Raw genomic sequence first — 18,719 nt, 5'->3', positions numbered from 1 at the left:
TAGTATGCAAAAGGTTAGAATGATTGCCCAAGGCAGGGTGCAGGGTGTTGGTTTTCGTTGGGGTGTTTATACTTTAGCTCTTGAAATCGGTGGCATCACCGGTCGTGTCTGGAATAACGACGATGGCACAGTGGAAATTCTTGCTCAAGCAGACTCCTCTGCCACTATGGCAAAATTTATCCAAGAAATCCGTAAAGGCCCAACGCCCTTTTCAAAAGTCACCTATCTGGATGTGCAGATGAGCAACTTTTCACCCTATTCAGACTTCAAAGTTGCAAATTAGGTCTCCAGAACTATTGTATATTTTACAAAAAAACAGTAGAATAGAAAGGTACAATTTTTAAAGAAGGAATGAAAACATTGAAATCTATTAAACGTTTTGCCCTCTCTGCTATGGGAGTGGCTATGCTACTCGTCTTGACAGGCTGTGTCCAAGTAGACAAAGCAACAGGTAAGCCAGTTGGTCCCGTTTGGGATTTCTTGGGTGCTCCGATGGGAGAAGCTATCAAGTACTTCGCTACTGATAAAGGACTAGGCTTCGGGGTCGCTATCATTATCGTAACCATTATCGTGCGCTTGATTATCTTGCCACTTGGTATCTACCAATCATGGAAGGCGACACTTCACTCTGAAAAGATGAACGCCCTCAAACACGTACTCGAACCACACCAAACACGTCTCAAAGAGGCAACAACTCAGGAAGAAAAACTTGAGGCTCAACAAGCTCTCTTTGCTGCTCAGAAAGAACACGGTATTAGCATGTTAGGTGGTGTAGGTTGCTTCCCTATCCTCATTCAAATGCCATTCTTCTCTGCTATCTACTTTGCAGCCCAGCTCACTGAAGGGGTAGCTAGCTCTACCTTCTTGGGTATCGATCTTGGTTCACCAAGTATGATCCTCGTAGCCTTTGCTGGTATCCTCTACTATCTCCAATCAATCCTCTCGCTTCATGGAGTAGAAGACGAGATGCAAAGAGAGCAACTTAAGAAAATGATCTACATGAGCCCTCTCATGATTGTCGTCTTCTCCTTCTTCTCACCAGCCAGTGTGACGCTTTACTGGGTTGTCGGTGGTTTCATGATGATTCTCCAACAGTTCATCGTTAACTATGTTGTTCGTCCAAAACTTCGCAAAAAAGTTCGTGAAGAATTTGCCAAAAATCCACTAAAAGCAAGTTCATTTTCAACTGGAGGCGGACGCAAAGATGTCACTCCAAACCAAGCAACTGCGATCATGACCAATAAGAAACATAAAAAACGCAATGCTGGAAAACAACATTCTAGAAAGTAAGAAAAAAGCTTAGCTGAAAGGCTAGGCTTTTTATGCATCACAAAAGCCCGATGTCTCCATCAGGCTTCTTTTTTATCCATGAACACGTTTCATGTAGTCTTGGTAACTTTCTGTATCCATCAATTCCTTGGCATTCTTGACACGGTCTGCTGTTGGAGGTTTGACCCCTTCAAGCGAATAAGGAATCCCAAGTTCACGCCACTTGAATTCTCCCATCGTATGATAAGGTAGGATTTCAAACTTGTCAACGTTTTTGAGGGTCTTGACAAACTTACCAAGTTCGATCAAATCCTCATCTCTATCTGTCAATCCTGGAACCAGCACGTGGCGAATCCAAACAGGCTTCCCGATATCTGATAGGTACTGAGCACAAGCCAAGATATTTTTATTGGTTTGGCTTGTGACAATCTTATGCTGTTCTTCGTTGATTTCCTTGATATCCAGGAGAACCAAGTCTGTCACTGCCATGAGTTTATTAAACTTTTCGAGATAACGTGGTTTGTTACGGAATGGAAGGGCACAGGTATCCAAGGTACAGTGGATTCCTTTTTCCTTGGCCTTGGTAAAGAGGGCAATTAGGAAATCAATCTGTAAGAGGGCTTCTCCACCACTAACAGTGATTCCTCCCTTGTCTCCCCAGAAACCACGGTAGCGAAGAGCTTCTGTCAAGACATCGTCTACTGTCCGCTCGCGTGATTTATTGGTCTCCATAGCCCATGTATCGGGGTTATGACAGTACTGGCAACGCATGTGACAGCCCTGCAAAAAGACAATAAACCGAATCCCAGGGCCATCTACCGCCCCAAAACTCTCTGTCGAATGCACCATTCCTGTCACTTGCCCATAGTCAATTGTTTCTTCAGACATATCGTCACCTTCCTTGAAACCGTTTTATAGTTTTATTATATCACGAGTGAGATGAAAAACAAGGTTTTTTGTCTATTTTTTAGAAAGCAATCTGTTTTTCACTTTCATTTTCATTCCCTTTTAGTAATCTGGTTCAAAATCAAAACCATATAAGGTTGCGAAATAGTCCTCAGGGCGCTCTGCACGGCGGATTTGGCGGGCTTTGCCTTCTTCAGTATAGAGGATTTCTGCCGAGCGTAGTTTGGCATTGTACTGATAACCCATGGAGAATCCATGTGCACCTGTATCATGAATCACCAGCAAATCACCGATTTCTGTATGAGGTAATTCGCGATTCACTGCAAATTTATCATTGTTTTCGCAGAGTGAACCGACCACATCTACCACCTCAACTGGTCCGTCTGGATGGGTCAGATTGGTGACATGGTGGTAAGCTCCATACATGGCTGGGCGAATGAGGTTGACTGCTGATGCATCCACACCTAGATAGGTACGGTAGGTTTTTTTCTTATGAGTGACTTTTGTGACGAGAACTCCGTGGGGTGCCAGCATAAAACGTCCCAATTCGGTAAAAATCTTGACCTGACCAAGACCTACTGGCGTAAGGACTTCTTCATACACCTTACGCACCCCTTCACCAATCATCGCAATATCATTTGGTTCCTGGTCTGGGCGATAGTTGACACCGATTCCGCCAGATAGATTAATAAAGTCTAGTGAAATGCCCAACTTTTCCTTGATTTCAACGGCCAATTCAAAGAGCTGGCGGGCTAACTCTGGGTAGTAGAGATGGGTCACGGTATTGGATGCTAGGAAAGAGTGAATCCCAAAAGTCTTGGCTCCTTTTTCCTTCAAAATCGCAAAGGCTTCAAAGAGTTGATCCCTGGTCATCCCAAACTTGGCTTCTCCTGGATTGTCCATGATGTCTGTTCCTAGCTCAAAAACGCCTCCAGGATTGTAACGACAAGAGATAATTTCTGGAATGCCTGCCGCTCGCTCTAGATGTTCAATATCTTCAAAGGCATCCAAGTTAATGGTTGCACCTAATTCACGCGCATAAGCGTACTCTTGGTCTGGTGTATTGTTTGATGAGAACATGATCTCAGAACCGGGGAAATCCAGCTTATGGCTCATCAAGAGCTCCACGTAACTAGAACAGTCCACACCGCAACCTTCCTCTTTGAGGATTTTCAAGATGGCTGGTGTTGGGGTAGCCTTGACTGCAAAATATTCCTTAAAGCCCTCGTTCCAGGAAAAAGCTTGGTTGACCGCTCTTGCTTTTTCGCGAATTCCCTTCTCGTCATATAAGTGAAAGGGAGTCGGGAACTCTGCAACAATCGTTTCCAAATCTTCTCGGCTGATAAATGGTGTTTTCATAAGCTTCCTTCTATTCTGTTTGCAAAGAAAGGCTGGGACAATCGTTCCAACCTTTAGTGCTATCTCTTATTTGTCTTCGTCAAAGATATTTCCAATCTCGACATCGATGGATTGGTTCTTGACATCAATATTGGTTACTTTCAAGAGTGACTTGTAATCAAACTGCTTTTCACGTTCTTCTTGGGCATTGTCTGCAAAGACTGCAACACCAGCCAACTCTGAATCAAACTCACGCAAGAGACTAATCATCCCGTTGACAGTTCCTCCGCCTTTCAAGAAGTCATCCACAATCAAGACACGACTGCCTGCCTTGAGACTGCGTTTTGAAAGGAACATTTTTTCAATGCGGTCACCACTTGATCCTGATACATAGTTTACGCTGACAGTTGAACCTTCAGTAATTTTCAAATCACGACGCACAATGACAAATGGAACATTGAGGACATTGGCAACTGCATTTGCAAGCGGAACACCCTTAGTCGCTACTGTCATAACCGCATCGATTTTTTGGTCCATAAAACTCTTGGCAATGATACGACCAATATTTTTCAAAATGGCAGGTGTACTGAGCAAATCAGACAGGTAGATATAGCCACCTGGCAAGATACGGTCACTTTCTGAAAGCTTATCACGCAAGTCTGCGATCATTTCTTTGGCTTCATGGCTCGAAATTGATGGTGTAAAGATAACGCCACCACCTGCTCCAGTCACTGTCTGGATATGGCCGATTTCGATTTCTTCAAAAGCACGCTTGATAATCACGATGTCCTCTGAGATAGATGATTTAGCTGATTCGTACTTTTCCGCAAAGGTATTGAGACTGGTTAGTTTGTATGGATTATTAATCAAATAGTTGGAAATGACAACCATTCGATCACTTCTTCTTAATTTCATTTTTATTTACCATTCCATTTAATTTTGATATTTTATCCATTATACCACATTCACATAAAAAAACGAACATTATTGCGTAAAAAATGCTCGTTTTTCTTAAATTATTAATCTAAATCTGGTTTATAGAAGGAACGATTGTCCATAGCGAAGATTTTATTGGTCATTTCTCCTTTATCCACCAAAGCAAGAGCTGTTGTCATCATCATCATGCTGGCATCGAGATTATCGATCATGTGGATAATCTCTGCCTCCATAATGCGTGGACGGACTGGACTTCCATACTCCAGTAAGCCATGGTGACTGAGGATGACATGGCGCAGTAGCACCACTTCTTCTCTAGTATCATCGATGCCTAGTTCCATGACAGTCTTGGTAATTTCGCTATCGATGAGGGCGATATGTCCAAGGAGATTGCCTCGTACTGTATACTCCGTCTGGTCTGGTCCCGTCAACTCAATAACCTTGGCCAAGTCGTGCAACATAATCCCAGCATAGAGGAGGCTCTTGTTGAGCTGAGGATAGATCTCACTAATGGCATCTGCCAAGCGCACCATGGTTGCTGTATGATAGGCCAAACCCGTTTCAAAGGCATGGTGGTTGGTCTTGGCAGCTGGATAGGAGTAGAATTCCTTATCATACTTGGTGTAGAGACTACGAACGATACGCTGCCAGACAGGATTTTCAATCTTGAAAATCATTTGCGACATGTAGTCACGGATTTCCTTGACATCAACTGGAGATTTAACCTTGAAGTCAGCTGGATCGTTGGGTTCCCCAGGTTGAGGTAAACGAAGCGTGATTTGATTGACTTGAGGAGTGTTATTGTAAACTTCTCGACGCCCCTGCATGTGGACGACTTTCCCAGCGGTAAAGGTCTCAACGTTATGAGGTTGGGCATCCCAGAGTTTCCCTTCAATCTCGCCACTATCGTCTTGGAAGGTAAAGGCTAGGTAATTTTTCCCAGCACGCGTCTGTCTTAGGTCAGCTGACTTAATCAGGTAAAAACCTTCAAACAGCTCATCTTTTTTCATGTGACTAATCTTCATATTCTTCCTCATCTTCTTGGAAATGGAGTAGATCAAGCGCAGGCTCACCTTCTGATAATTCAATGTGACGGAGCGTCCGCTCGATAGCTGTGGTACGACGGTTTAATAATTCATCAATATTGCCAGAGGCATGTTGGAGATGCTTTTGTGCTTTGACCAGAATGCCACCAAACTTGCCAAACTCGGTCTTGACGCTGGCAAGAGTCTTGCTGATATGGTCGGCACTCTTTTGGATATTGAGAGTCTTGAAGCCAACTGATAGAGAGTTAAGCAGGGCTGATAGGGTACTTGGACCAGCAACAATAATCTGCTCCTCCCGTCTCAAATCATCAAAGAAGACCGGATTGCGGACGATCTCTGAGTAAAGTCCTTCTGTCGGAACAAACAAGACTCCAAAATTGGTCGTCCGAGGTGGCGCTATGTACTTGCTCTTGATATCCTTGGCAAAGCGCTTGACGCTTGCTAAAAGTGACTTACGACAGCGTTCGATTTCGTCCTTATCGCCTGCTTCATAGGCTTCTTCTAGGCGGTAGTAATCCGCCAGTGGAAACTTGGAGTCAATCGGCAAATAGACATATTCCTGGTCGCCTTGGCCAGGTAACTTGATGGCGTACTCTACTCGCTCGCTAGAGTTTTCAACCGTTGCAAATTCTCGTTCGTACTGGGCAGGAGTCATGATGTCTTCGATGATTTGCCCCAGTTGCAATTCGCCCAGAATCCCTCGCGTCTTGGTTCCAGAGAGAACCTTGTTGAGTGCACCGACATCACGGGCAACTGTCTGCATCTCTCCAAGACCACGATTGACAGACTCCAGTTGCTTGGAAACTGTCTCGAAGGAAGTCTGCAAGCGCGTCTGCAAGGTCTTTTCTAGCTTTTCTTCGACCGTTTGGCGCATTTGTTCCAAGCGTTGCTCATTTGATTCTTGCAGTGCTTGGAGACGTTGGTCGGTCTTATCCTTAGTTTGCAAAAGATTATCTGTCATTTCTTGACGGACTTGCGTCAGACCTTGGTGCAACTCCATTCGCACTTCTTGCAAACGATCGCTGACAGCCACTTCCAAGTCTTTTTGGTCTAACTGGCTGGCTTGTCTGGCTTGTTCAAAGCGATAATCCAGTTGATCTGAAAGATTGTCTGCTTGATCCTCCAAGCTCTTGGCTAGGTACTTGTCTTGCTTATCCTGCCTTTGCCAAATGAGAAAGAGTCCAGCTAGGTTGGCAATTAATAATAGTAATAATACAGTCTCCATCCTACCTCCTGTCCTTGCTGTGCAGTACGACTACATAACCATCTGGGCAAGTCACCGAAACTTCCCTATCTATATATTCGTTAGAAGCGTACACTTTTTTAAAGAAAAAATTTTCCTCAGTCAATTCGTACTTAGCACCGATAATGGTCAACTGACTATCCCGAACTGGCATAAAGGCTAGATAGTCATAGTCTGAACGCAGTTCAAGCTGACTGGTTCCTTCTGGACAATAGCTAATCACATTTTGCCCATCCTCAATTTCTATCTGGCGCATATAGGGTGCTAACTTGGGATTGCTAGGTAGAAAAACATTGGCCAACATATGGTCAATACGGCCACCCAAAGCACCGAAAATAGTAACCTGAGCCTGAGGATTTTGCTCAAAGACGGTTAAGAGAGCCAATTCCAGATCCGTATCATCCTTTTCTGGCTGGGCTTGAACAAAATGCTGGGCACTTTTTTGAATCACCTGTCGCTCTTCTGCAGTGACAGAATCAAAATCTCCAACTGCTAGAGCCAGAGGAAGGTCTTCTTCCAAGACCCAGAGCGAGCCTCGATCTACACCGACAAAGCAATCAAAATCCGTTCGATAATGACCACGGTCTCCGCCTGCAAAAACGGCAACCCTAGTCCAGTTGTTTTCTGAGCGTTTGCACTCGTTCATTGACATCTCCCTTAAAGACATAAGATCCCGCTACAAAAACTGTAGCACCAGCTTCTTTGGCTTGAGCAATGGTTTGGTCATCAATCCCACCATCCACTTCAATCTCAAAGTTCAAGCCTTTTTCCTCACGAAGGGCAACCAACTCACGAATCTTATCCATGGTTTCAGGGAGAAAAGCTTGCCCGCCGAAGCCAGGGTTCACCGTCATCACCAAAACTTGGTCAACTAGGTGAAGTACATATTTGATAGCCTCAACAGGTGTACCAGGATTGATAACGACCGATGGTTTGACGCCTAGTGAACGAATCTTTTGGAGAGCGCCATGGATATGAGGTGTTGCTTCGACATGAATGCTGATGATATCTGCACCTGCACGCGCAAAGTCCTCTAAATGATTCTCTGGATTAGCTACCATCAAGTGGCAGTCAAAGACCATCTTGCTATGAGGACGAAGACTTTCGACCACACCTGCGCCAAAACTGATTTGTGGTACAAAGTGACCATCCATAATATCGATATGGGCATATTCTGCACCAGTTGCTTCTAGACGTTTGATTTCACGTTCAAAGTTGGCATAATCTGCTGCCAGAATTGACGGAGCAATCTTGTATTGAGACATAGGTTTCTCCTTATTTTGGAATTTTTTTGCTGACTTTTTTATAGGTTTCTCTGCGATTTTCAATTTCACTGAGGAATTGGAGGTAATTGTCAAAACGGAAGGTCGCAATGATACCTTCCCCTACTGCTGGCTTGACTGCACAAGACGGCTCATGGGTATGGGTACAGGTACGGAATTTACAGTCTCGACTGACAGCAGCAATCTCTGGAAAAGCCTGATTGAGATCTTCTGCTGTTGACACTTCATAATCCAGAGATGAAAATCCTGGCGTGTCCGCGATTTTACCCCCATTGAGGTTGTAAAAACTAACAGCCCGAGTGGTATGGCGACCACGACCTAGACTGTCTGAAATTTCTCCTGTCTCGAGATTGAGGTCTGGTGCGATTTTATTGAGAAGGGTTGACTTCCCAACACCTGTCTGTCCCATAAAGACCGTCACCTTGTTTGTCAAAAGTGGCAAGAGTTCTTCCTTACTAGTCACAAAGTCGTAACCGATGGCACGATAGGTTTGTTGAAAAAAACTTAATTCTTCGCTATCTTCCAGCAAATCCATTTTAGAAATATAGACAACAGGATGGATGCCCTTGTGTTCCAAGAGAACCAAGAAGCGATCCAGCAAATTGCTATTAAAATCCGGCTCCTTAGCCGACATGATCACCACAGCTTGGTCAATATTGACAATAGGTGGGCGAACCAGACTATTTTTTCGTTCGTGAATCTTGAGAATATAACCTTCAGAATTTTCCTCCGCAGAAAAATCTACCCAATCCCCAACATAGGGTGTATGACCTTTTTTACGGAAATTCCCACGAGCGCGTGTTTGATAAACCTGACCGTCACTCTCCACATAGTAGAAGCCCGCCAAGGCTTTAATGATTTGTCCCTTCATCTTAGAGTCCTTGTCCTTTGAGCGCATCTGCTAGGCTAGCAAATTCTGCCAAGCTGAGAGCTTCTCCACGTACACTTGGTGACAAACCTGCTTGATCCAAAGCCTTGGTCAGCTTATCCTTGACTTCTTCGGTCTTGCCAAAGTAGCCTGTTAAGTTGTTCCACAAGGTCTTGCGGCGATGAGTGAAACTAGCCTTGGAAACCTTAAAGAAGAGCTGCTCATCTTCTACTACTACAGCAGGTTCTGGGCGGCGTACCATTTTCAGGATAGCCGAGTCCACGTTTGGCGCTGGCACAAAGACCGTACGAGGTACGATAAAGGCAACCTTGGCTGTCATGTAATACTGGACAGCAATCGACAAACTACCGTAAGCCTTGGTATTAGGTTGAGCGGAGATACGATCTGCCACTTCTTTCTGCATCATGACGACAAACTCACTAAAAGGAATGCCACTTTCAATCAAGTGCATGAGAATAGGTGTCGTGATATAGTAAGGCAAATTTGCCACTACCTTGATTGGCAGGTCAGGATTTTTGAAATTCTGGATATGCTGGGCCAAGTCAACCTTTAGAATGTCCTCGTTGACTACTGTTACATTGTCAAAATCACGCAGGGTATCTGCCAAAATCGGTACCAAACGGTGGTCGATCTCAAATGCCATGACTTGAGCTGCACGCTCAGCCAAAAATTCTGTCAAGGCACCAATCCCTGGCCCGATTTCGATGACATTAACCTGATCATCAATTTCAGCTGTATCCACGATTTTTTGAAGGATATTAGTATCCGTCAGGAAATTTTGCCCGAAGGACTTTTTAAAGGTAAAACCGTGACGCTCCAGCACTGCCTTGGTCACGCTATAATCTGCAATTCTCATTTATTCTCTTTTCTAATATGAACGACGATATATCCAAACAAAATCATTTCCTCTAGAGCCCTGATGAATCAGGTCTTTTAAATAAACATTTGGATTCGTCAGTTCTTTTGTTTCCGTATTATAACTTGTTATTGTCTTTCCACCATGTCGAAGAAACCATTCCGTATCCAATCCAGGCAGATATCTATCCTTTTGAAGAAAACTACGAAGCTCCTCAACTGTCATATCCTCCGGGATATCAAGGTCCATCTGATGAGAAAAAACATCATCCCCATGCAGATAGACTCTCTGTCAACTTGTATTGTCATTTCGATCTGTCCTTATAAGTTTCTATTTTAATGCTATCAAAATAGATAATCCTAGAAATAAATCAACTATAATATATCGTCATATATACGAGGAACTATTTAACATCCCTTAACTTATCCTGGCTTCTTCCATTTTCATTAGGAACACATCAAACAACTCCATATACGGAATTTTCACTCACTATTGAAACAACTTGTAAAATCTGTTCTATTTTTTAATCTTTATCATTCATCGTTTGAAAAAGTCAATTGCTCAAGTAAGGCATAGAGTTTTTTCTGCTCTTCTTCTTCGTAAGCAGATCTATTTGCTTTTACTTCCCTGCATTTCTCGTCATACAAAAAACCGTCATATCCGTCTTCTGTAGATAAGGCTGTGTAGACTTTCGCCATTTCTTCAGGACTAATCGAAAATCTTGACTTGATTTTATAAAGATTTTTCATAAAAGCGCTGAGGTGATTATAGCGGCGCATATCTACTTTGACATTGGTCACACGAATTGCCTGAATTTTAATATCTTTCCAATGTTTCCGCATATAAAGCGACAGCATCAACAAGGCTAATTTATTCTGATAATAAGTCTTAGCAGGACTGTAATGTTTTTGACCAGCTAAATTTTCAAAATCAAGTTTCATGAAGGGATAAAGCACTAGCCCCTGGGAAGAAATATTAATAATCCGTCCACTCTCTGACTTTTCCAACAAACTTTTCAACAGGAAAGAAAGCAGGAAGGGCGCAACAACATTGGTCGCAAATTGTTTTTCTAATCCATCCTTAGTCAGGATGGGCTTTTTGACTGATAAATCAAAGTCAGCTGCATTGTTAATTAGAACGTCTAGAACGTCTTCTTTTTGAATATACTGTTCCGCTGCTTTCCTGACACTCTTCATATCAGATAAATCAGCCAAGATATAATCTACATGTGGATTTCCTGTCTGCTGACGAATTTCCTCACAAGCTTGCTCGGCAGCCTCTTGCCGCCTACAAAATAGGGTCACTGACCACCCTTTCTCAGCTAACTGCCTTGCAGCTTGATAACCGATACCACTGTTACCACCGGTAATAATTACTTTTTTCATTTTTTACTCCTTTAAACTGAATATTTTGTCATAACTTCTTCCACTTCTGCCAAGGTTACTCCAAACAACTCCAACCGCTTGAGCAGCTGTTTTCCATTGGAATAGCCGATGCGGAGCTGTTCGCCTAGATACTCTCGGCGTCTACGACTGTCTGCTCCCGCTAGGAAACCTAGGCGAATCAAGTCACCACGACTGATGTCAAACTCGTTCTCGTTTTCAAATTGCTCTGTCACCTGAACCAGCGCTGTTTTTAGATCTTCATAGCTGGCGTGTTCGATTCCCAGAGAACGTCCCTTGGACTTAGATTTGGGAACAGCTTCATCTCGCTTGAGAAAGGCATGCTGCACCGTTGGAATGGCCGTCATAATCATGCGCCGAATCCGCTCCCCATTAAAATCTGGATCTGTAAAGACAATGACTCCATGCAATTCATGCAGGCGACGAATCCGCTCTATATCCTGGTCATTAACGGCAGAACCTCGTGTTTCATAGGTCTCTACATCAAAGTAACGTTTGAGATTGGCCGTATCATCACGCCCTTCAACCACGATGACTTGGGAAATTTTTTCTTTCATGATTGTTTTTCCAATCCAAAAATTCGCTCTGCATTTGCAGTCGTTGCTGCTGCTAATTCCTCGGTCGTCATCCCACGTAAATCGGCAATAAAGTCCACCACATAGCGTGTGTAGGCTGTTTTGTTTTCACGGCCACGTTTAGGAACAGGAGCCAGGTAAGGGGCATCTGTCTCAACGAGGATTTTATCCAAAGGAAGTTCCCTAGCAGCCTCTTGAATATCCGTCGCTTTCTTAAAGGTCACTACACCTGAGAAAGAAATTGTCATGCCAAGCTCGACAAACTTCTCAGCCCACTCCAAAGAGCCTGAAAATGAATGCATAATCCCACCTCGAGGACCAACACCCTCGCTCTTGATAATCTCATAAGTATCTTCTAGCGCATCACGAGTATGGACCACAAAGGGCAAATTCAAGTCCTTAGACAACTGAATCTGACGACGAAAAACCTGCTCCTGCACTTCCTTAGATGCTGTCATCCAGTGATAGTCCAGACCAATCTCCCCCAAGGCAACAACCTTGGGATGTTTTAGTTTTTCAAGCAAGTAAGCTTCGACCTCGTCTGTGTAAGTCCCTGCTTCCGTCGGGTGCCAGCCAATAGTTGCGTAGAGTTGCTCATACTCATCTGTCAATTCTAGGGCTCGCTCAATGGTCGGTGTATCAAAACCAACAATATTCATCTGTGTCACACCCATCTCAGCAGCCAAGGCGATTTCTTCTGCCTCACGTCCTGCAAATTCTTCTACATTTAAATGTGTGTGCGTATCAAAAATCATCTCTTCTAACCTCATTTTCTTCCATCTATTATACCAAAAATAGCATCCCTCGGCTTGTAAAAATATTCTAATACCAATCATTCTCCCTTGACTGCATTTTTTCAAAGCAGTATAATAACACTTATTGAAATTTTCATCAAAGGAAAAGAAAATGTTTAGAAAATTAAAATATACCTTTATCGGTCAACCACTCAAGTCTCTCACAGATGGTGAAGGGGGATTACTTGGAAAAATGCAGGCACTTGCAATGTTATCCAGTGATGCCCTGTCTTCTATTGCCTACGGGCCTGAACAAGTCATTCTCGTTTTAGTTAGTCTCTCTCCTCTCGCCATTTGGTGGAGCCTCCCTATCGGTATTTTTGTCCTCTTACTTCTCGCTAGTTTGACCATTTCCTATCGTCAAATCATTCACGCCTATCCTCAAGGTGGTGGGGCTTATATGGTCACTCGGGAAAATCTCTCCCCTGAACTAGGCTTGATTGCAGGAGGGAGCCTCCTTGTTGACTATATGCTGACAGTAGCCGTATCCGTCGCTTCTGGAGCTGATGCTATTACTGCAGCCATCCCTGCCCTCCATCCCTATAATCTTCATATCTCTATTTTCCTAGTCTGTCTGCTCATGCTCTTGAATTTAAGAGGATTGAAAGAATCTGCCAGCTCTCTGATGATTCCCGTCTACCTCTTTATCTTCAGTACCGTCTTTCTCTTGCTTTATGGGGTCTTTCAACTGTTTACAGGTTCCCTAAACTATCAGGCAACTTCAACCATTGGACAAACTGTTCCGAGCCTTTCCATCGTTCTCCTATTGAGAGCCTTTACCAGTGGTTCTGCCTCTCTGACAGGGGTTGAGGCTATTTCAAATGCAGTACCATTTTTCAAAACTCCGAAAGAAAAGAATGCTGCTCAGACCTTGACCATCATGTCGCTGATTTTAGGATTCCTTTTTGCAGGCATCACCTTCCTAAACTACTGGATGGGCATCACTCCTCAAAATGGAGAAACCATCCTCTCGCAAATGGCCAAGGGCATTCTTGGGGATTCATTCTTTGGTCATGCTAGCTACTATCTCTTCCAGTTCTCAACAGCCTTGATTCTAGCTGTAGCTGCAAATACTGGCTTTTCAGCCTTCCCTATGCTGGCTTACAATATGGCTAAAAACAAGTACATGCCCCATCTCTTTATGGAAAAGGGGGATCGCCTTGGCTACTCCAACGGTATCTTAACTCTGGCTTTTGGAGCTATGATCCTTCTTCTCATTTTTAACGGGAATACTGAACGCTTGATTCCTCTTTATACTATCGGGGTCTTCGTTCCCTTTGCCCTTTCTCAGACTGGGATGATTCGTCATTGGAAAAAAGAAAAAGGAGCAAACTTCTTAAAACCTGCCTTTGCTAATATCCTTGGGGCCATCATTTGTTATGCTATCGTTCTCATTTTACTCCTCTTCAGACTGGGTGATATCTGGCCATTCTTCCCAATTATCCTAGTCTTAACCTTCCTCTTTTTGTCCATTCACAGCCATTACCAAAAAGTGGCAAAACAACTGCGACTCTACGAAGGAATTGAAAAACGTACCTACGATGGCAATCTGGTTCTTGTCCTAGTAGGAAATGTTACTCGAGTAAGTGTCGGAGCCATTAACTACGCTCAAAGTATCGGTGACGAAGTGTTAGCCATGCACATTTCTACTAAAGAAACGGCAGAAAAAGACCAAGAAATTCTTCAGGAATTTGCCGACTACTTCCCAAATATCACTCTGAAGAATATCAATACCAGCTACCGCGACATCATCACCCCTAGCGTTAAGTATGTCAAACGAATCGCCCAAGAAGCTAAGCAAAAAAACTACACCGTTACAGTTCTTGTACCACAATTTATTCCTAACAAGCCTTGGCAAAATATCCTGCACAATCAAATGAGCCTTAAACTAAAATACGCTCTCAGATGGCACGAAGACGTCGTTGTCGCTAGCTACTCTTATCACTTAAAAGAATAAACAAAAACTCAAAATCAGTAACTTATCTCTGGTTTTGAGTTTTTTGTATGTGACCTTTTAAAAGAGCCCTCCATGAGTTCCATTTGAAATTGAAGATTTCGTGGACAGTTCACTATGTAGGATAAAAAAGAAAAGCCAGTAGACTCGAGTTCCTACTGACTTCTTTGTTGAATTCGTTTGGATTATGCAGCCAAAACTTTGCGTCCTTTACGACGACGAGCTGCCAATACGCGACGACCGTTTTTAGTTGACATACGGTTACGGAATCCGTGTTTGCGCGCACGACGAAGTTTACTTGGTTGATAAGTACGTTTCACGATGAATACCTCCTCATAGATTTTGTATTCGTTTAGCCGGCTATAAAGTGATCAGTTACTAAACATACTTTACTATTCTATCTGATTCTTACCTATTTGTCAATAGCTCTAAGGAAATGTTTCCTGCTTTTCCAATGAAAGCCTTATCTACGATACTGACTCAAGAAACGTGTCATCTTTTCTTGGATTTGCGCTAATTCGTCCACACGAGGAAGGTAAACGATACGGAAATGGTCTGGTTCCTTCCAGTTAAAACCACGACCATGAACCAAGAGAACCTTTTCCTGCTTCAAGAAATCAAGAACGAACTGTTCATCATCATCAATACGGTACATATTGCGGTCGATTTTAGGGAAGATATAAAGACCCGCCTTCGGCTTGACCGCAGACAAACCTGGGATATCTTGAATGGCATTGTAAATGAAGTTTCTTTGCTCGTAAATCCGTCCACCAGGAAGGAGCAATTCATCCACTGACTGGTGCCCACCTAGTGAAGTTTGTACGACTTGCTGGGCCAAAACGTTAGAGCAAAGACGCATATTGGACAGCATATTGAGACCTTCGATATAGCCCTTGACATGGTGCTTAGGACCAGACAAGACCATCCATCCTACACGGAAACCAGCGATACGGTGAGATTTTGACAGACCATTCATGCTGACACAGAAAACATCTGGTGCCAAGCTTGCCACAGGCGTATGCACATGCCCATCCATCACCATGCGGTCATAAATCTCATCCGCAAAGATAATCAAATCGTTCTGACGAGCAATCTCAATAATCTCCAACAAGAGTTCCTTAGGATAAAGGGCTCCAGTTGGGTTATTTGGATTGATAAGGACGATTGCCTTGGTATTGGAAGTAATTTTTGACTTAATATCGTCAATATCTGGGTACCATTCTGTAGCTTCATCACAGATATAGTGAACGGCATTTCCCCCAGCTAGGCTGACCGCAGCTGTCCAGAGAGGATAGTCTGGCATAGGCACCAAGACCTCATCGCCATTATCCAAAAGCCCTTGCATGGACATAACAATCAGCTCACTGACACCATTTCCAAGGTAGATATCATCAATATCCACATTGGGAAATTTCTTCAGTTGGCAATACTGCATGATGGCCTTGCGGGCTGAGAAAATCCCTTTGGAGTCAGAATATCCCTCACTATCACGCGCATTCATAATCAAGTCATGAATGACCTCATCTGGCGCTGTAAAGCCAAATTCTGCTGGATTTCCTGTATTCAGACGTAAAATCTTTTCTCCGTTTGCTCGCATCCGCATAGCTTCTTCCAAAACAGGGCCACGGATATCATAAGCAACATGCTCTAACTTACTAGACTTGTTATATTCTTTCATCTTGTTTCCTCAATTCATCGAGATAGTAACATTATACCACTAGAAAGGGATTGCGACAAGTTTCCTGAAATGAGCAAGCAAAGAAAAAACTCACAACGACTAGGTTCTCACCGTCTAAACAACTAGAATACAGAAGCATTTTCTCACATACCAAAAGACAAACCTAGAAAGACTAATGCTAAAAAGGAGTCATACAAAAGATTAAACATGAGAAAGAGCCCCCACGTGACCAAATAGTCCAAACGACCACTTCTCTTTGCAATCACCAATAAAATGATATGGTAGACTAAGTGAAAGAGAAGAAATCCAACAAAACCTGGATAGAGAACGGGCATGACTCTTTCCAGCTGCCAAAGCATCACTACTTCACCTACAAGTGACGCAAGGATAATTCCATGATAAAGAAAACTTATTTTTTTAGAAGCTTGAACAAAATCTTTCATACTTTCTCATCCCCTCGCTGTGTTTCCTACTATCCCGTTTTCTTTTATTTTAACATATCTCCACCAAATCGAATCTCCGATAATATTTATTTAAATATGATTTTTACTTTACTTCTTTGGTGAAAAGGGTTACAATAACAGTAAGAAAATTTCAGGAGGTTTCATTATGGCACAACGTTACCAAAATGTTATGGTCGCAATTGATGGTTCTAAAGAAGCGGACTTGGCTTTCGTCAAAGGTGTTTACACTGCTCTACGCAACGAATCCAAGCTCACCATTGCCCATGTTATCGACACACGCGCTCTTCAAAGCGTGTCTACCTTTGATGCTGAAGTTTACGAAGAACTCCAAGTCGATGCTGAAAGTCTGATGAAGGAGTACGAAAAGCGCGCAAGAGATGCTGGTGTGACCGATATTCACATCGTCATCGAAATGGGAAATCCAAAAACCCTCCTTGCCCGTACTATTCCAGACGCAGAAAATGTCGACCTGATTCTCGTTGGTGCAACAGGGCTCAATGCCTTTGAACGCCTCTTGGTTGGCTCTTCATCTGAGTACATTCTCCGCCATGCAAAAGTCGATTTGCTGGTCGTGAGAGAAAGTGAAAAAACATTGTAATCATTAAAAAAAGGAGCCTTGGGCTCCTTTTTGTTTCTATTTTTTTCTTTCTTTATGTCGCTCATAAGCTTTAAACTGACGTTGTAGTTCCTGTCGGATGGCAGGTTCTGGAGCATATTTTTCTTCCCAGTCATCTGGCTTTAAAATCTTGTGTGTAACTGGGTCAAAATGAGCTTTCCCATCAGGGAAAACCTTTCCCATATTTGCTTCATGGACAATATCAAAAATGCGTTCTGGATCTACTCCCATCAATACAAAGCTGCCGTATGTGAAATACAATGTGTCAATCAAAGCATCCACTTGACCGACCAAATTTTGCTTAGCAGGTGTCTTTTTCGCCACTTTCTCTGCCGCCTTATCAAGTGCCTCATGCATGCTTGCAAGGGAGTTTTGGAATTCTTCCTCCGAAGAACTTGCTGCACGAACAAACTCCACTAATTCTTCAATTTTAAAGTCTGCGCGGTGGGTTGCACCTTCAGCATTCCATGCCTGTGGCTCTTCTTGAGTTCGTTCATCCATCATGTGGTGGAAGGTTTTAACCTTATTAAAGTGGTAGTCTCGACTGACAAACACTTTTTCTGAAGCCAAAACACCAAAGTGCTCGAGCGCCTTGTGGATGCCATCTTGTTGATTACTTGCCGTAATATGCTTGGCAACTTCTTTGACACTGCTACTGCCATTTCCCATAGCGACCGACATACCAACACCTGCCAACATTTCCAGATCGTTGTCTGAATCACCAAAGGCCATGACTTGGTTGAGATCAAAGCCATATTCTTTCCCGACTCGGCAAATGCCTTCTAATTTGGAATTTCCTTGGTTAATGATATCTGCTGCAAAAGGATTGCTTCGAGTTAATTTCAAATCTTCAAAATCACTTGCCGCCTTCTCAGATTCTTCTGGCGTCATCAGCATCAAAACTTGGTAAATGGGTTGATTAATCAAGTTAAGCAGGTCGTCTTCCTTTTGAGGAACTGCCTTGCTGACCATTCGATTAAAGGAACGGCTAACGGTTCTTGTCAGAACAGTCGGAATAAAACGACTAACCAGTTGGGAAAAGGAGCCGAGACCAAATGACATAATTTTCGAACCAACAACGGCATGCTCGGTTCCAAGAGCGATTTCTTTACGCTCCTTTTTAGCGTAAGCAATCAGTTGACGCAGGCTTGACTTAGCAATCGGACTTGCAAAGAGCACCTTTTCTTTATTAAAAATGTATTGGCCATTGTAGGTCACCGCAAAATCCAAGTCCAAGTCTTCCATCAATTCCTTGACAAAAAACGGCCCTCGTCCTGTCGCTACTCCAACAAGCACTCCTTGCTCTTTGACAATCTTAATCGCGTCCTTAGTGGATTTCAAAACACTCTTGCGATCGTTGACTAGCGTTCCATCGATATCAAAAAAAACAGCCTTGACTTCCATCCTGTCCCATTCTCCCCTTTTGTGTTACAATGATTATACCACATTTCAGAAAGAGTGACTAAATC

General features: G+C 43.2%; 20 protein-coding genes. 4 read left to right on the top strand and 16 right to left on the bottom strand.

From position 1 onward, the window contains the following. The first annotated feature begins 4 nt into the window (after positions 1–4). Together B7721_RS03680 and yidC are read left to right on the top strand one after the other, a co-directional pair. The gene (locus B7721_RS03680; RefSeq protein WP_084877570.1) at positions 5–283 is read left to right on the top strand and encodes an acylphosphatase; all 279 of its coding nucleotides are present in this window, start codon (positions 5–7) and stop codon (positions 281–283) included. 77 nt (positions 284–360) lie between these two features. Further along, positions 361–1,290 (top strand): membrane protein insertase YidC, encoded by a 930-nt coding sequence (yidC, locus tag B7721_RS03675; RefSeq protein WP_084878851.1) that lies wholly within the window; start codon positions 361–363, stop codon positions 1,288–1,290. A gap of 72 nt (positions 1,291–1,362) precedes the next feature. Here yidC and pflA read toward each other — a convergent pair whose 3' ends face one another. The 12 genes from pflA to B7721_RS03610 form a co-directional block, all read right to left on the bottom strand. Continuing rightward, entirely contained in the window at positions 1,363–2,157 is a 795-nt protein-coding gene (gene pflA / locus B7721_RS03670; protein ID WP_001288281.1) for a pyruvate formate-lyase-activating protein, read from the bottom strand. Between the two features lie 120 nt (positions 2,158–2,277). Then, the gene (locus B7721_RS03665; protein ID WP_084877568.1) at positions 2,278–3,534 is read right to left on the bottom strand and encodes a diaminopimelate decarboxylase; all 1,257 of its coding nucleotides are present in this window, start codon (positions 3,532–3,534) and stop codon (positions 2,278–2,280) included. Positions 3,535–3,600: 66 nt separating this feature from the next. Beyond that, complete coding sequence (gene purR / locus B7721_RS03660; RefSeq protein ID WP_002874197.1) at positions 3,601–4,428, bottom strand: pur operon repressor; 828 nt, start codon at positions 4,426–4,428, stop codon at positions 3,601–3,603. A 104-nt stretch (positions 4,429–4,532) separates the two neighbouring features. Further along, positions 4,533–5,474 carry a 3'-5' exoribonuclease YhaM family protein gene (locus B7721_RS03655; protein ID WP_084877567.1) on the bottom strand — a complete coding sequence of 314 codons (942 nt, stop codon included), beginning with the start codon at positions 5,472–5,474 and terminating at the stop codon, positions 4,533–4,535. Beyond that, a complete protein-coding gene (gene rmuC, locus B7721_RS03650; RefSeq protein WP_084877565.1) occupies positions 5,464–6,720 on the bottom strand; it encodes a DNA recombination protein RmuC in 1,257 nt (418 codons plus the stop codon). Before rmuC ends, B7721_RS03655 begins: the two co-directional genes overlap by 11 nt. Before the next feature lies 1 nt (position 6,721). Then, positions 6,722–7,384 (bottom strand): thiamine diphosphokinase, encoded by a 663-nt coding sequence (locus tag B7721_RS03645; protein ID WP_084877564.1) that lies wholly within the window; start codon positions 7,382–7,384, stop codon positions 6,722–6,724. Next, the gene (gene rpe / locus B7721_RS03640; protein WP_084877563.1) at positions 7,347–8,003 is read right to left on the bottom strand and encodes a ribulose-phosphate 3-epimerase; all 657 of its coding nucleotides are present in this window, start codon (positions 8,001–8,003) and stop codon (positions 7,347–7,349) included. Before rpe ends, B7721_RS03645 begins: the two co-directional genes overlap by 38 nt. Before the next feature lie 10 nt (positions 8,004–8,013). Then, entirely contained in the window at positions 8,014–8,892 is an 879-nt protein-coding gene (gene rsgA / locus B7721_RS03635) for a ribosome small subunit-dependent GTPase A (protein ID WP_084877561.1), read from the bottom strand. Between the two features lies 1 nt (position 8,893). Further along, positions 8,894–9,766, bottom strand: coding sequence for a 16S rRNA (adenine(1518)-N(6)/adenine(1519)-N(6))-dimethyltransferase RsmA (gene rsmA / locus B7721_RS03630; protein WP_084877559.1), 873 nt, complete (start codon positions 9,764–9,766; stop codon positions 8,894–8,896). A gap of 533 nt (positions 9,767–10,299) precedes the next feature. Continuing rightward, positions 10,300–11,151, bottom strand: coding sequence for an SDR family NAD(P)-dependent oxidoreductase (locus B7721_RS03620; protein ID WP_084877556.1), 852 nt, complete (start codon positions 11,149–11,151; stop codon positions 10,300–10,302). 11 nt (positions 11,152–11,162) lie between these two features. After that, positions 11,163–11,726, bottom strand: coding sequence for a ribonuclease M5 (rnmV, locus tag B7721_RS03615; RefSeq protein WP_084877554.1), 564 nt, complete (start codon positions 11,724–11,726; stop codon positions 11,163–11,165). Continuing rightward, complete coding sequence (locus B7721_RS03610) at positions 11,723–12,499, bottom strand: TatD family hydrolase (RefSeq protein ID WP_084877552.1); 777 nt, start codon at positions 12,497–12,499, stop codon at positions 11,723–11,725. The genes rnmV and B7721_RS03610 overlap by 4 nt, the downstream gene beginning before the upstream one ends. Positions 12,500–12,650: 151 nt before the next feature. Here B7721_RS03610 and B7721_RS03605 point away from each other — a divergent pair, with 151 nt between their 5' ends. Further along, positions 12,651–14,495 carry an APC family permease gene (locus B7721_RS03605; protein WP_084877551.1) on the top strand — a complete coding sequence of 615 codons (1,845 nt, stop codon included), beginning with the start codon at positions 12,651–12,653 and terminating at the stop codon, positions 14,493–14,495. A 182-nt stretch (positions 14,496–14,677) separates the two neighbouring features. On the opposite strand, the gene rpmH is transcribed toward B7721_RS03605, so the two are convergent. The 3 genes from rpmH to B7721_RS03590 form a co-directional block, all read right to left on the bottom strand. Then, positions 14,678–14,812: a 50S ribosomal protein L34 gene (rpmH, locus tag B7721_RS03600; protein ID WP_000831905.1), complete on the bottom strand. Its 135-nt coding sequence runs from the start codon at positions 14,810–14,812 to the stop codon at positions 14,678–14,680. Positions 14,813–14,955: 143 nt separating this feature from the next. After that, a complete protein-coding gene (locus B7721_RS03595) occupies positions 14,956–16,170 on the bottom strand; it encodes a pyridoxal phosphate-dependent aminotransferase (protein ID WP_084877549.1) in 1,215 nt (404 codons plus the stop codon). Between the two features lie 143 nt (positions 16,171–16,313). Next, entirely contained in the window at positions 16,314–16,613 is a 300-nt protein-coding gene (locus tag B7721_RS03590; protein WP_084877548.1) for a hypothetical protein, read from the bottom strand. Between the two features lie 166 nt (positions 16,614–16,779). Between B7721_RS03590 and B7721_RS03585 the strand changes: the two genes are divergently transcribed. Continuing rightward, a complete protein-coding gene (locus B7721_RS03585; RefSeq protein ID WP_000079162.1) occupies positions 16,780–17,232 on the top strand; it encodes a universal stress protein in 453 nt (150 codons plus the stop codon). A 36-nt stretch (positions 17,233–17,268) separates the two neighbouring features. Here the strand turns inward: B7721_RS03585 and B7721_RS03580 are convergent, their stop codons facing one another. Further along, a complete protein-coding gene (locus B7721_RS03580; protein WP_084877546.1) occupies positions 17,269–18,654 on the bottom strand; it encodes a Cof-type HAD-IIB family hydrolase in 1,386 nt (461 codons plus the stop codon). Positions 18,655–18,719 lie beyond the last annotated feature (65 nt).

This window comes from Streptococcus oralis subsp. oralis, from assembly GCF_002096445.1.
In the GTDB taxonomy this organism is placed as follows: Bacteria; Bacillota; Bacilli; order Lactobacillales; family Streptococcaceae; genus Streptococcus; species Streptococcus oralis_N.
This window is presented reverse-complemented; position numbering and strand designations above follow the sequence as displayed.